Source organism: Maribacter sp. 6B07 (assembly GCF_002700155.1).
Lineage (GTDB): Bacteria > Bacteroidota > Bacteroidia > Flavobacteriales > Flavobacteriaceae > Maribacter > Maribacter dokdonensis.
This window is the reverse complement of record NZ_PDUT01000001.1, coordinates 2,010,040-2,024,947: the sequence shown is the minus strand read 5'-3', so window position 1 is coordinate 2,024,947 and position 14,908 is coordinate 2,010,040. Positions and strand designations below refer to the sequence as shown.

Below are 14,908 nucleotides of genomic sequence, written 5' to 3'. Positions count from 1 at the left end.
AATTTTCATGTCAGACATCTTAGATAACACACAACAATTTGTAACAGACTTACTAACCAATCAATTGGATCATAAGTTTTTATATCACAATCTAAGACATACACAAAGAGTCGTTAAAAGTACTAAACAATTACTTGAATCTTGTTCTCTATCGGATCAGGATCAGGAAATTTTGCTGTTAGTAGCTTGGCTACACGATACTGGTTACACAAAAGGTACTAAAAACCACGAAGAAAGTAGTTGTGAAATTGCCGAAGAGTTTCTGTCAAAAGTAGGTTATGCAAAAGAATTAATTGCAAAAGTGAAGTCCTGTATTCTTGCTACTAAATGGAATGCAACCCCAAGTAATGAAATGGACATGATTATTCGCGATGCGGATTCTTCTCATTTTGCACAAAGCAGTTATCTTGAAACGTCTGACCTTTTGCGCGAAGAACTTAAATTACTTGGCTTAAAAAATTACTCTCAAAAAGAATGGTTAGACCTAAATATTCAAGTATTTAGAACTGACCATCAATTCTATACGGATTACGCCAAGGAGAATTGGCTGGAAAAAAAAGACAAGAATTTAAGAAAGCTAGTTAAGGACAAAAAGTCACAGAAAAAACTAGCAAAGAAAGAACGACTAAAAGCGCAATTTAAGAGCGAAAGTCCTGATCGTGGCATTCAAACACTCTATAGGGTTACCTTAAAAAACCATATTACCCTTAGCGATATTGCAGATACCAAAGCCAATATTTTATTATCGGTCAATGCCATAATAATTTCTTTGGCGCTCTCCAATCTAATTCCAAAATTGGATAACCCATCTAACGATTACTTAATCTACCCTACCGTAATCTTTGTATTCTTTAGTGTGGTATCTATGATTTTGGCAGTATTGGCAACAAGACCTAACGTTACTAGTGGCGAATTCACTAAAGACGATGTAAAAAACAAAAATGTAAACCTGTTATTTTTCGGTAATTTTCATAAAATGGCACTGAGCGAGTATGAATGGGCCATACAAGAAATGCTAAAGGACAAAGATTACATTTATACCTCTCTGACCAAAGATCTTTACTTTCTTGGAATTGTATTAAATAGAAAATACGCTCTTTTACGATGGACATATACCATATTCATGATCGGCATGATCCTTTCGGTCATAGCATTTGCCGTTTCATTTAAATTCTTTGGTCCGGATCGTAAACTTGAATTATTAAGCCAGGTACTATTCTTTTAAAGCATCCATTAAATCCTGGTAAGTATAGGTTTTTTCTGGTTCTTGCTCTCTTTTATATAAAATTTGAGCACGTATTGCCTTTAAACCAGACACGCCTTGAAGACCTTCTAACTCAACAATTTCTATTTGATTGGTAAAGTATCCTTTAGATTTCAAGAATTTGATATACCTTAAATATTCTAGCTCATCTTTTTTCTGTGAATACACAATTGACAATACTCCTTTTTGGGTCAATCTTTGCTCTGTACCCTTAATGTAAGATTTATCTATTCTCTTTTTAATTACCTCATAACGGGCATTGTACGTGCCATCTACATCAAATTGTTTTTCATCCATTCTAAAACGAATAGATAAAGATGTGTTATATACCAATATTAATGATGCCGCATCCAACGGTACAGGTAATTTGGGTTTTAACGAGTAATGTGCATTTTCCATTTCGCACATTACCTGTAATTGCCATAATCTTAAATTATTTAAGTATAACGGATTGTACTCTTTACTCTCTGAAATAGAAGATCCAATGTACATATTATGCTCCACACCATCTGTCTTATAACGCTCATAGTAATGTGGAAACATATTTTGGGCACTTTCCTGTCTTTTATCAATAACCGACGATAAGGTTTTATTGACCAAGGTTACGCTTTCATCGTAATTTTTTCTATGATCATAATAAGACCCGGTACCCATATCTATTTTGGACTCATATACCAGTATATGATTTTCTATCTCCTTATCCGCTTTTTTAAGATGTTCAAAAACCGGTGAAATTTCATCTTGAACAAAATCGAAAATAGCTTGTTCACTATTGGTGTAGAGCATTTCCTTAATACTATCCAAGTGATTATTTACCCTAAAGATCAACTCTTCATAAATAGGTAAATTCCATTTTTTCAAAGCAATATTCAATACACTATCTATTTCAGAAAGCTGTATCATCAAATCTCTTTGTATTGCCAAATTCCTTGCTTGGGAAGAATCCTTTATATCTATTTGCCCAAATAATGGGTATACATCTTTAAAAACAATTTCCTTAAAAGAAGGTGATCTACCTTCTATTTCATCTTGCATAAACCTTTTGGCCTCTTCCTGAAACCTCCAATACACCGAAGAATGAACAGAAGTACATTCATTTTGAATAATGGCATCTATTCTATTGTTCTCTTCGTTCTTGGTACGTACTACGGCAGAAACAATGAACGGCATTACATCATCTAACTTTTGTGCGTTAACCCCATTGAGCACTCCTTTTTTCTGAGAAACTATTTCTAAAATACCCAATAACTTACCTTCATATGCTATTGGCGCAAATATGGCACTTTGCACTCCTTGATCCTGTAGCCCTTTATATGGCTGCATTTCACCAGATTGCCCCACCATACGATCCATATCCGTAATGGTAAAATAAGAGTTGAAATCTATTAGTTTATGATAAGATTCTTCACACAATGCTACTTTACAGTCAATTGCATGTCTACCCCTTAAAAGAAAGCTATCAAAACCAATACCTGCAACTTCTTCAAACTGATCTTTTTTGGCATCAAAAGAAGCAAAACCTACTTTAATATTAGGTAAACGAAAGAATGATTTAAAGGTCTCCTGCAAATCATTCATAAACTTTACAGGTTGTAAAGTGTCCTTTGAGATTAATTTCGACTTAATATTTGAAATTGCCTGCTCCATGGTAACATCGAACAAATTGGCAATTACAAATCCTTTAGAAATAAAACTTTCTGGCGGAATCTTCTCCTTCCAAAGCTTAATATCAGTTGGGTTTGCCAATAACTCGTCTACATCTTCTTGGGTTACTTCCTTTGCCTTGTCCGTAGGGATAACATCAATAAAATCTGCATTATATAAAATACGATAGTGACGCATTACGCCGTTGGCATCTGGAATATCATAAAAATATGGTCTACTAAAATCTAGCTTATAACCATAATAGTAATTTAATACTACCACACAGCTCATGATATAATCCATATCATCCCCAACGTTTCTTATTTCGGGTTCATAACCGTCACCGGCTTCATGAATTATACTTTGAAAACGTTTGGATGATTTTATAATAACATCTTGGTAGGGCAAGGTAGCTACCTTTATTTCATTACTGCTCAAAGCCTCTGTAAACGTATCTTGTAAAATACGATCGATCAAGTCTTTATTTTTCTCCAATAAAGAAAAATCAGAAAAACCATTCCTCAATTCAGGAAATCCTTTTTCCACAGCCAAAATACGCTCGGCGGTAGCTGCCAAAAAAGGGTCGTCACCTTTCAAATGTTCATCGTACTTCGTAAGAAGCTTTTCAAAACTTATGAGGTGCTTAAACGGCATTTTCATTCTATCGTGCTTTCCCATGTTCTGGTTAGTCTACTAATTTTGTGTAAAGTTACAAAACCAACCCTATTTTTTGACCAACTATAGCATTATGGTTAACGGGATTTTCGGATATTTAGCGAAAACTACAGTATGTCATCGGAAAACAGACTTAATAGAGCTTATGAAAACGCTAAAACTATTCCGTTTGACGACACTTCAAAATTTATTCTATTTAGCGACTGTCATAGGGGCGATAACAGTTTTGCAGACGATTTTGCAAACAATAGAAACATTTACTACCACGCCTTAAAATTCTATTATTCAGAAGGTTTTGATTACTGTGAACTAGGTGATGGAGATGAGCTTTGGGAGAACATTCATTTTGAATCTATTTTTGAAGCCCATAAAAATGTTTTTAAATTATTGAAGCAATTTCATTTAGAACAAAGACTTCACATGATTTGGGGAAATCATGATATGGTCTACAAGGATGAAGCTTACGTAAAAAAGCATTTATCTAGCTATTTTGAACCTATAGATGATAAAGATAAATCACTATTTGAGGGCATAAAATACCATGAAGCACTTATACTAAAACATAAAGAAACCCAACAAGAAGTTTTTCTTACCCATGGTCACCAAGCAGATTGGTGGAATTACACTTTTTGGCGCTGGGGCAGATTTTTGGTAAGGGTACTGTGGAAACCCCTACAAGTATGGGGCATAGCAGACCCTACTTCACCCGCAAAAAACTACACTGAACTCATAAAAGTAGAGCGCCGTATTAAAAGATGGATTTTAAAGAACAGATTAAAAGTTACTGTTGTAGGTCATACCCACAGACCTCGTTTTCCAGAGCCTGGAGATATACCTCTCTTTAACGATGGTAGCTGCGTTCACCCAAGAAGTATTACCGGAATAGAAATTGAAAAAGGATCTATTTCCCTAATCAAATGGCAAATTAATACCACTGATGACGGTACATTACGCGTGGTTAGAATACTGTTGGAAGGACCGCAAAAACTAAAAGATTATGTGGAAAACACTTGATGCATAATTTTATGCAATGTGTTTTAATATAAGTACACCATACTATTTATAATTACAATAAACTCAGTAAAAACTATATAATTAGCTATTATATCACAATAAAACTCATAAAAAATTGTGACTTCATTAAACTTTTGGTTTCTAAATACATACAATCAATTAAACCTTAAGAAAATGAAAAAGTTTATTGCAGAATTTATAGGCACTTTATGGTTAGTTTTAGGTGGGTGTGGTAGTGCCGTACTTGCCGCAGGATATCCAGAATTAGGAATCGGTTTTGTTGGGGTCTCCTTGGCCTTCGGTTTAACCGTGGTAACTATGGCCTACGCCATTGGTCATATTTCCGGTTGTCATTTAAACCCCGCCGTAACTATGGGTGTTTGGGTAGGTGGTCGTTTTGAAGGTAAAGACGTTTTTCCTTACATCGTAGCTCAAGTAATGGGCGGTATTGCCGGAGCAGCCATTCTATTTCTAATTGCCTCCGGCAAAGCTGGTTTTGAACTTGGTGGATTTGCTTCTAACGGGTATAATGAACATTCACCTGGAGGGTATGATTTAACATCAGCTTTTACTATAGAACTTGTGATGACCTTTATTTTCTTATTCGTCATACTGGGATCTACTTACACCAAGGCACCACGAGGTTTTGCCGGGTTGGCTATAGGGCTTTGTCTAACCTTAATTCACCTAATTAGTATTCCTGTTACCAATACATCTGTAAATCCTGCAAGAAGTACCAGTCAGGCATTATTTGTTGGTGACTGGGCGCTAGATCAACTTTGGCTATTTTGGTTGGCGCCAATGATCGGAGCCATTTTAGCGGGATTGATCTATAAGACCATCTCACCCGAGATGACTGATAAATTATAGAATTACAATGTTTAAACTCATCATAATTAGATAATATATGATGAGCTTTTTTTTTATGGTATATTTAGATGATCAACTTAACTAACTCATTTTTAATATGCCATTATTCATTGTTATTTTAGGAATCTTACTCCTATTCATTCTCATTGCAAAATTTAAACTCAATGCTTTTATCACATTTATCATCGTATCACTTTTTGTGGGTATTGCCGAAGGCATGGAACCTATCAGTGTCGTAGATTCCATTCAAAAAGGTATTGGTAATATTTTAGGATTTCTCGTTATTATCTTAGGACTTGGTGCCATGTTGGGCAAATTAGTTGCCGACAGTGGTGCCGCTCAACGAATCACCACCCATTTAGTAGAAAAATTTGGTAAAAAGAACATTCAATGGGCCGTTGTCTTAACCGGCTTCATTGTAGGTATACCCATGTTTTATTCCGTAGGTTTCGTAATCCTAGTTCCATTGGTATTCACTATTGCAGCAGCCACCGGCTTACCACTACTTTATGTAGGTCTACCCATGCTGGCATCGCTGTCTGTCACCCATGGATATTTACCTCCGCATCCTGCTCCAACTGCACTGGCGTCCATGTTCAATGCTGATATTGGCAAAACACTGTTATACGGTATTATAGTTGCAATACCTGCAATTATTGTTGCCGGTCCTATCTTTTCAAGAACTTTAAAAAACATTAATGCAACACCCTTAAAGGAATTTCTAAACCCCATCATCCTAAAAGAGGAAGAAATGCCAAGCATGGCAAACAGTATTATCAGCGCACTTTTACCAGTAATTCTTATTGCCATTGCCGCACTAGCCCAACTTTTGCTACCGGCGGATTTCTTTCTCACCAAGATTTTGGTTTTTATGGGCAACCCTGCCATTGCCATGCTTATTGCAGTTTTGGTAGCAATCTATACTTTAGGTTTGGGTCGCGGTAAAAGTATGAAAGAAGTTATGGACTCTATTGGCAGTGCCATTACGGGTATTACCATGGTACTTTTGATTATTGCAGGTTCTGGTGCCTTAAAGCAAGTATTGATAGATAGTGGCGTAAGTAAATATATTGGGGGTATTTTAGAACAGTCATCTATATCTCCTTTAATTTTAGCATGGCTGATCGCTACCGTAATTCGCGTTTGCGTGGGTTCTGCCACTGTCGCTGGCTTAACGGCTGCAGGTATTGTATTACCATTGGTGCAAGGTACCGGAGTTAGCCCAGAATTAATGGTGCTAGCCATTGGATCGGGCAGTTTAATGTTGTCCCATGTAAACGATAGTGGTTTTTGGTTATTCAAAGAATACTTCAACCTATCCGTAAACGACACTTTAAAAAGCTGGACAGTTATGGAAACCACCGTAGGTGTTATGGGACTAGTAGGTGTTCTAATAATAAATATGTTCATTTAAACAATTAAATATGCAAAAGAAACCTTCAGAAAGGATTAAGGAATTAGGACTTATATTACCCCCTGCCCCACCTCCGGCAGGATTATACAAACCCGTTTTGGTGGTGGATCATTTTCTTTACATTTCAGGGCAAGGACCAATGCAAAATGACGGCTCACTAATAGTAGGTAGAGCCGGTCATGATATGACAATGGAAGAGGCTAAAATTGCAGCAAGGCAAGTTGCATTGACCATGCTATCTACCATACAAACCCATTTTGGCGACATTGACAAAATAAAAAGAATCGTAAAAACCTTGGGCATGGTCAACTCTACCCCAGATTTTGGGCAACAACCTTTGGTCATTAATGGTTTCAGCGAACTTATGGCAGAGATTTTTGGACCTGATAACGGTGTGGGTGTTCGTAGTGCGGTTGGTATGATTTTACCTGGCGGTATTCCTGTAGAGATAGAGGCACATTTTGAACTACATCATTAAAAGATATGGAAGACAACAATTGGTATTCATTGACCCATCCGGAAGACGTAATTTCTCCGTCCCTATTGATCTATCCCAATAGAATTCAACATAATATTGAATTAATGATTTCTATGAGGGGCGATGTAAATCTCTTGCGTCCGCATGTAAAAACATACAAAAACGCCAATATCATTGTTATGCAAATGGATGCCGGTATTCAAAAATTTAAATGCGCTACCATTGCAGAAGCCGAATTACTTGGTAATTGCAAGGCAAAAGATGTACTGTTGGCCATGCAACCGATAGGACCTAATACCAAACGTTTTGTTGAACTTATAAAAGCATACGGCAATACCAAGTTTTCCACTCTTGTTGACAACTCTAAATCTTTACAACTTTTAGGTGACCTTGCTAAAGCCAACAACATTAAAATTCCGCTGTGGATAGATATTAATAGCGGCATGAACAGAACGGGTATAGCTCCTGATCAAAAGGCATTGGCCCTATATCGAGAGTTAAGCGAACATGAGCATTTAATTGCCGAAGGCTTACATGTGTATGATGGTCACTTACGCCATACAGATCCCACTATTCGTGAGGCAGAATGCAATACAGCATTTGAACCTGTATTGAGCTTAAAAGCCAACATTGAGAAACTTGACATACCAAGTCCCAAAATAGTGGCCGGTGGCTCACCGACTTTTCCCTTTCACTGTAAACGAGATGGTGTGGAGACCAGCCCGGGCACTACTTTACTTTGGGATGCCGGTTATGGCAATCTCTTCCCTGAGATGCATTTTTTACCGGCAGCTGTACTAATGACACGTATTCTAAGTAAACCAACTACGGGAATTCTTTGTTTTGACCTTGGTCATAAATCCTTAGCACCTGAAATGCCTTTTCCCAGAATAGCTTTTTTAGACCTAAAGCACAGTAAGCAAATTAGTCAGTCAGAAGAGCATTTGGTCGTTGAGTATGACGACCTTACCATACCTGAGGTAGGGGATGTGCATTACGCAGTTCCTAAACATATTTGCCCTACCGTAGCCAAATACGATACCCTAACGGTTGTTAAGGATAATAAAGTTATAGATCATTGGCCGGTAACTGCAAGAACCCAAAAATCTATGATATAAGTATGTTCATTTTCGATGCCCATTTAGACTTGTCCATGAACGCCATGGAGTGGAACCGCGACCTTACCTGGTCTGTTGAAGATATTAGAAAAGGTGAGCAAGGCATGACCGATAAACCAGATAGAGGTAACAATACAGTATCGTTAGATGCTATGCGAAAAGGTAATATCGGGCTCTGCGTGGCAACGCAAATTGCCCGTTATGTCCATAAAGACAATGCATTACCGGGATGGAAGTCACCTCAACAGGCTTGGGCGCAAACACAAGGGCAGTTGGCATGGTACAAAAGCATGGAAGATGCTAAAGAAATGGTTCAAATCACCAACAAAACTCAACTTGATGCGCACCTAGAACTTTGGAAAACCGATAAAGAAAAGAAACCTATTGGGTATTTATTAAGTTTAGAAGGTGCAGATTCTATCATAGACGTTTCATACCTACAACGTTCATATGATCAGGGGTTACGTGCCATTGGACCTGCACATTACGGTCCTGGCACATACGCCCATGGCACCAACTCATCTGGTGGTATTGGTACCAAGGGAAGAAATTTATTAAAGGAAATTCAACGTTTAGGAATAATCTTAGATGTAACCCATTTATGTGATATCAGTTTTTGGGAAACCATGGTAAATTATGACGGCCCTCTTTGGACCAGCCATAATAATTGCAGGGCCCTAGTTAACCACCATAGGCAGTTTACAGATGAACAAATCAAGGAAATTATAGCGCGTAAAGGTATTATAGGTGTTGTGCTTGATGCTTGGATGATGGTTCCAAATTGGGAAAGAGGGGTTTCTACACCGCAATCTGCAGGCGTAAGTCTACAGCAAATGCTCGATAATATTGACCATATTTGTCAACTTGCAGGTAATGCCAATCATGTAGGTATAGGTTCTGACCTAGATGGCGGATTTGGAAAAGAACAAGGTCCTGCCGATGTAGATACCATTGCAGATTTGCAAAAATGTGTTCATTTATTGGAAAACAGAGGTTATTCACCTCAAGACATTGAGAAAATAATGAACGGAAATTTTATTTCGTTCTTAAGGGAAAATTTGAAATAGAATAGTTCGTTTATCGAAAAAACACTATCCTATACTTATTTTAACGTCGCCTTAAGTGCCCATGGCAGGGTATTTGTTATCTTTATTTCACCCAATGTAAAGTTTAGATGAGAAACCTTTATTATCTTTTTATTGTTTTGTTCTCCCTTTCCATGGCACAGGTTTCTGCACAAACAGATTTACCTACTGCCAAACCATTGAAAATTGAGAAAGCAAACCCTATAAATTCTAGTGGAACCGCTAGCCCCGTTCTTAAAATGCCCTCATTGATCAAAGAACAGCCAAGTCTAGACATGAACAGCAAGAACCCTGTAAAAATGTTACCCGATGAAGAATTGGTACAAGCAGGAACCGGTATGAAAATTGACCCAAAAGTAGCTCCTGGAGAACGCTTAAATGGATCTGGTCAATATTTTCCTGATCAATATCTTGGGGATGTAAAAAGTAGCGGAAAATTTATTGGTATTGTTTGCAGGGACCATGAATATGTAGATGGAGACCGTGTTAAGATTTATATGAACGATATGGTCGTGGAACAAAACCTGCTATTAACCGGAGCGTTCAAAGGAATCAATGTAGACTTACAAGATGGTTTTAACCGCTTAGATTTTGAAGCACTTAACCATGGGTCATCTGCACCGAATACTGCTCAGGTTGATGTATATAACGATAAAGGAGAATTGATTTACTCCAACAAATGGTTGTTGTCCGCAGGTTCTAAGGCTACATTAATCGTTACCAAAGAATCTATGTAAAGTGCTTTAAAGTATTATTTTGTTTTTTCTATTATTCTATTTCTTCCAGACTAATTAAATTATCATCGGGAATTCTATCAATCATTTTATTATACGGGTCTATACCAGCTTTAAACGGTTTTTTACTGGTGATAAACGTAAAAGTACTCGTACCAGGCTTAATCCATTTTTTCTCTAGAATAAGTGGAACTTTTTTTGTTTTACCGTTTATAATGGTGTCATTTTGAAATACTGCAATATCCAATAAATTTGGTTGATCAGGAGCTCCTAAATCTTTACCGTTACCGTCATAATAGTTCTTTTCACTTTCTACGGTAAGCTTAATTTCATAGGAATCATTATCTAATTTTTTAAACGTTGCTTCATTGACCTTATTTGTATATAAGGTAATTTTTTCAAAGCTATCCTCTAAAAAATACTGTAAAGAATCTGGAGTAACCTCTTTGATATAGCCGTACCATTCGTTTGACGTAGCAAAAGGTGCATGAGGTCTAAATGCCGCACTATCTATAAACTTCTTAAACCCTAAATTGAGCTGATTTTCACCTATGTAATCTTGTAAAGCATATAAAACAGATCCCCCTTTTCTATACCAAACATAGGCTTGAGTGTCATTGTCCAATAAGGTTTTTTCAAATTTATTTTCACCGGCACGACCTCGCAAATAACTATCCAATTCTCTTTTCAAAAAATCTTGCATTGCATCTACGCCATATTCTTTTTTCATGACCATAAGCGATGAATATTCTGCCATAGATTCTGAAATTTGATTAGCTCCACGTGTGGCAGAGGGTGTAATTTGATGACCCCACCATTGGTGTGCTACTTCATGAGATGTAACCATATAAGCATAATCCAAATCTTCCGGATCACTAAAATCTCCGGTCCATCCAAAACTTTCGGCATAGGGTACCGTATTTGGAAAAGACTGGGCAAAAGACTGGTATCTTGGAAATTCAATTATTCGCATCTGACGATATTGATATGGTCCGTAATTTTCTGAGAAATAGTCTAAAGAATGGCGAACAGCTTTTGCAAATCGTTTAACATTATAAGGGTGATCTGGATGATGAAATATCTCAATTACAACTTTTTCCCCATTTTCACCTGTCCAATCTTCTTTGTAAATATCATAGCGTGCAGAGGAAACATTAAAAAAATAATCCATTTCGCCTTCCATTTTATAATGGTAATATTTTCTGCCATTTTCTTCCCATTCTTTTTGCAAATAACCGGGCATTATGGCAATCTGGTCAGGAGCCGTACTCACAGTACCTTCGAAAGTTACGTAGTCTGCATCATCATTGAATAATAAATTACGTAATCCCCATTTATCATTTTGAGGAGGAGCCGTATATTCCTTTACCGGCAAATCGTATTCTTTTCTATACTTATCGCTTGTAAGCTCGTATTGTAAATTATAGCCGAAAGTCGGAAAAAAATCATTGTTCAAAAATGTACCGTTATAGACAATATCCGACCCAGAACCCTCATTTGGGAAACCCTTATAACCACGTTTTATTGCAAGATTCATGACCAAGGTATCACCAGGCATCATTGTATTTGGTAATTTATAAAGTTTATAATTGGATTTGCTATATACTTTACCCTCTTTTAAGTCAATATCTCCTACAGAAAACCTTAATAATTCAGTATGCAGCAATTGATTATCGCCCCAGTTTAAGTGTAACGAATCTATAGGTGTTTCTCCTTTATTCACCATAATGAATGTACCGGACATTGTTGCGTATCTTTCTTCAGGAACTAAATCTACCTCTACCTTTACGTCCGTAAATTTTGGTTGATTTATGTAGTTGTATTTACTAATATCTTTCTCATAATTGGCAGCTAATTCCCTTCCTTGTTTTACTGTTCTATAAGAATTTAATTCACTAACATTATAATGAACATACCATCCTGCACCAGCACAAACCAGTACCCCAGCAATCATAGCCGCCTTCTCCTTTAAGCCAAAACGGTGTCTTGCCTCTTTCCATCTGGGCTTTATCCCAGAATCAGTTCCTCTTTTCCAAAACAATAATCCAACTATCGCCAACACAAAACCAAAACCTAACCAATACAAACGAAACCAATTTTGTCCGGATAAGAAATGGCCGAATCCATTCATATCTGAAATGGTATAGCCCGGTGCATAACCATACAAATACATATTATAATCAATATCCGCCAGACTACTAATAGCAAATAACGCTGCCCAGATAGCTATGGTAATAACATGACCTAAAAACTTTTTGGCAATTACGGCATGTACAAAGAAAGCTAACATAACATAAGAAATATATTTGGGAAATTCTATTAAGTAGAGGTCGGTAAAATACATATCAAACTGAAAATTGTAGTACCCCTGTAATATTTGATTTAGCAATCCACTTACTAAAATCATATTTACCAATACAAAACAAATAAAAACCAAGGCCAGAAACTTAGAACCGTAGACTACCCAATTAGGTAATGGTAGGGCACCGTATATTTGATCGTATTTTACACTACGCTCCCTATGTAAAACCTCACCTGTCATAAAAACAATAAGTATAAAAATGAGTACTACATAGTTATAATCTTTAATCTCTAACATATAGTAGGTCATGGGCAACATTGGTGTACCGTAGGTTGGGTTACCAAACCATCCATCAAAAAACAGGAATCCAACGGCCGCAATTAAAATAGCCTTAAAAAATAAATCCTTAGTTATATTTCTAAATTCCATCCATGCCAAATTACCTAGCATTTTCACGTTATGAGACCTACTAAAAACCTGAGAAACTACCGGTATTTTTGTTAGAACTGCAGCTGATGAACCATCTACCTCACCTGCCACTTTCTTTTTAGAACCTAGCTTCTCAGTTAAAAATCGTTGAAAATCAAATCTAAAAACTGTAAACAAACAGATTAAAAGACCTATGCCCACCCATAATATTCTATTCCACATTACAGTATCCTTAAAAGGTACCGTTAAGGTATTTTGCTCTTCTGGAGTCCAGTATTGTATAGTATTATTCAATGCTCCAAAGCCAAAAGGATCTAATAGACTTACCAACTCCTTATTTTCGATATCCTGAGTAAGCGTTAAGGTCACTAAATAAACAATGAACAATATTGCACCACCGGCATAAGCTAACATAATACGTTTGGTCAAAGCAACCAAGGCAAAGAAAATACAACCTGAAAAGAAAAAATTAGACCAATAAAAAACCAGAGAAGGCTGTAAATAGTGCCAGAAATTAAAATCAGCATAACGCTCTGCCGGTTCAAAACCTGCATAAGGACCTATGGCGTAACCAATTATGAAGCCCAAAATCAACCCTAAACTTACTAAAAATAGTGTTAGCATTGACCCCGCAAACCTACCCGAAACATATCCTTTCTCACTTATAGGATAACTGAATAAATAATTCTGTGTACCATGTTCTATATCTCGATAAATTGGAACGCCCATAATGGCACTTGCCAACATAATTCCGAAAATACTGACGACATTCAAAGTTGAAGCTATATTGGTTGGCGCATTTAAAAACACTTTCTCCGACCCCCCTTCGAAACCTCCAATGGAAATAATCATTCCATATAAAAAAAGTATTCCAAAATAGGCCCAAGTTGCAGGACGTTTTAAACGATAATTTAATTCAAATAAGAATATTTCAGTAAACATGATAGTTGGCTTTAGGTGGATGGAAAGAAAATCTATACGGTAACAGCGTTTGATCTAGCTGTAATTTCTGTGAAATAAACATCTTCCAAATTCGCAGGGCTTGTTTCAAAAGTTTCATTTGGCCTCATTTCACTATAAACATGGATAATAGTTCTACCTGCTTTTAAATGAGTTGAAATAACCTGGTGTTCCGCTTTATAGGCATCAAGATCTTTTTTATCAATCATTTTTTTCCAGATTTTACCTTGTATCCTAGAAGTTATCTCTGTCGGGTTGCCTTGAGCCACAACCTCGCCAAGACAAATAATTGCCATGTTCTTACACAAATTAGCCACATCTTCAACTATATGGGTTGAAAGAATTATAATGGTATTTTCCCCAATTTCACTCAACAAATTATGAAAACGCACACGTTCCGCTGGGTCCAAACCGGCAGTAGGTTCATCCACTATTATTAATTTAGGAGATCCAATTAAAGCTTGAGCGATACCAAAACGCTGTTTCATTCCACCAGAATATGTACCCAAACTCTTGTTACGTACATGCCAAAGATTGGTTTTGTTTAAAAGTGCCTCTACTAAATCTTTCCGTTCTCCCTTATTTGAAACACCTTTCAATGAAGCTATATGATCTAACATTTTATAAGAAGTCACTTTTGGGTACACCCCAAACTCTTGTGGTAAATAACCCAAAACTTCCCTAACCCTGTCCGTATCATTTAAAATATCTATATCCCCCATGGTAATACTCCCAGAGTCTGGTTGTTGCAGCGTAGCCATGGTACGCATTAGAGAAGATTTACCGGCACCATTTGGTCCTAAAAGACCAAACATACCTTGTGGAATTGTTAAAGTAATATTCTTTAAAGCATGTACTCCATTAGAATACGTTTTACTCAGGTTTTCAATTTTTAGCTCCATGTACAGTTAGGTATTTAGT

At 36.8% G+C, this 14,908-nt stretch carries 11 protein-coding genes; 8 read left to right on the top strand and 3 right to left on the bottom strand.

The window, feature by feature from the left end:
- Positions 1-7 precede the first annotated feature (7 nt).
- Positions 8-1,225, top strand: coding sequence for a Pycsar system effector family protein (locus CSC80_RS08550; RefSeq protein WP_099191037.1), 1,218 nt, complete (start codon positions 8-10; stop codon positions 1,223-1,225).
- Here CSC80_RS08550 and CSC80_RS08545 read toward each other — a convergent pair.
- Positions 1,214-3,586 carry a GAF domain-containing protein gene (locus tag CSC80_RS08545; protein ID WP_099191035.1) on the bottom strand — a complete coding sequence of 791 codons (2,373 nt, stop codon included), beginning with the start codon at positions 3,584-3,586 and terminating at the stop codon, positions 1,214-1,216. The genes CSC80_RS08550 and CSC80_RS08545 overlap by 12 nt on opposite strands.
- 111 nt (positions 3,587-3,697) lie before the next feature.
- Between CSC80_RS08545 and CSC80_RS08540 the strand changes: the two genes are divergently transcribed.
- The 7 genes from CSC80_RS08540 to CSC80_RS08510 all read left to right on the top strand — a co-directional run bounded on the left by CSC80_RS08540 (position 3,698) and on the right by CSC80_RS08510 (position 10,299).
- Positions 3,698-4,597, top strand: coding sequence for a metallophosphoesterase (locus CSC80_RS08540; protein ID WP_091608647.1), 900 nt, complete (start codon positions 3,698-3,700; stop codon positions 4,595-4,597).
- Between the two features lie 174 nt (positions 4,598-4,771).
- Positions 4,772-5,467 (top strand): aquaporin Z, encoded by a 696-nt coding sequence (gene aqpZ / locus CSC80_RS08535; protein ID WP_099191033.1) that lies wholly within the window; start codon positions 4,772-4,774, stop codon positions 5,465-5,467.
- A gap of 97 nt (positions 5,468-5,564) precedes the next feature.
- On the top strand, positions 5,565-6,881 hold the full coding sequence (locus CSC80_RS08530; protein WP_058104978.1) for a gluconate:H+ symporter: 1,317 nt from the start codon (positions 5,565-5,567) through the stop codon (positions 6,879-6,881).
- 10 nt (positions 6,882-6,891) lie between these two features.
- Positions 6,892-7,359, top strand: coding sequence for a RidA family protein (locus CSC80_RS08525; RefSeq protein ID WP_099191031.1), 468 nt, complete (start codon positions 6,892-6,894; stop codon positions 7,357-7,359).
- 5 nt (positions 7,360-7,364) lie between these two features.
- Entirely contained in the window at positions 7,365-8,477 is a 1,113-nt protein-coding gene (locus tag CSC80_RS08520; protein WP_099191029.1) for a D-TA family PLP-dependent enzyme, read from the top strand.
- 2 nt (positions 8,478-8,479) lie between these two features.
- Positions 8,480-9,544, top strand: a complete 1,065-nt coding sequence (locus CSC80_RS08515; RefSeq protein WP_099191464.1) for a membrane dipeptidase — start codon at positions 8,480-8,482, stop codon at positions 9,542-9,544.
- 107 nt (positions 9,545-9,651) lie between these two features.
- A complete protein-coding gene (locus CSC80_RS08510) occupies positions 9,652-10,299 on the top strand; it encodes a hypothetical protein (protein WP_058104974.1) in 648 nt (215 codons plus the stop codon).
- A gap of 31 nt (positions 10,300-10,330) precedes the next feature.
- Here the strand turns inward: CSC80_RS08510 and CSC80_RS08505 are convergent, their stop codons facing one another.
- A complete protein-coding gene (locus CSC80_RS08505; RefSeq protein ID WP_099191026.1) occupies positions 10,331-13,969 on the bottom strand; it encodes a M1 family aminopeptidase in 3,639 nt (1,212 codons plus the stop codon).
- Between the two features lie 32 nt (positions 13,970-14,001).
- Positions 14,002-14,889 (bottom strand): ABC transporter ATP-binding protein, encoded by an 888-nt coding sequence (locus tag CSC80_RS08500; RefSeq protein WP_074670185.1) that lies wholly within the window; start codon positions 14,887-14,889, stop codon positions 14,002-14,004.
- Positions 14,890-14,908 lie beyond the last annotated feature (19 nt).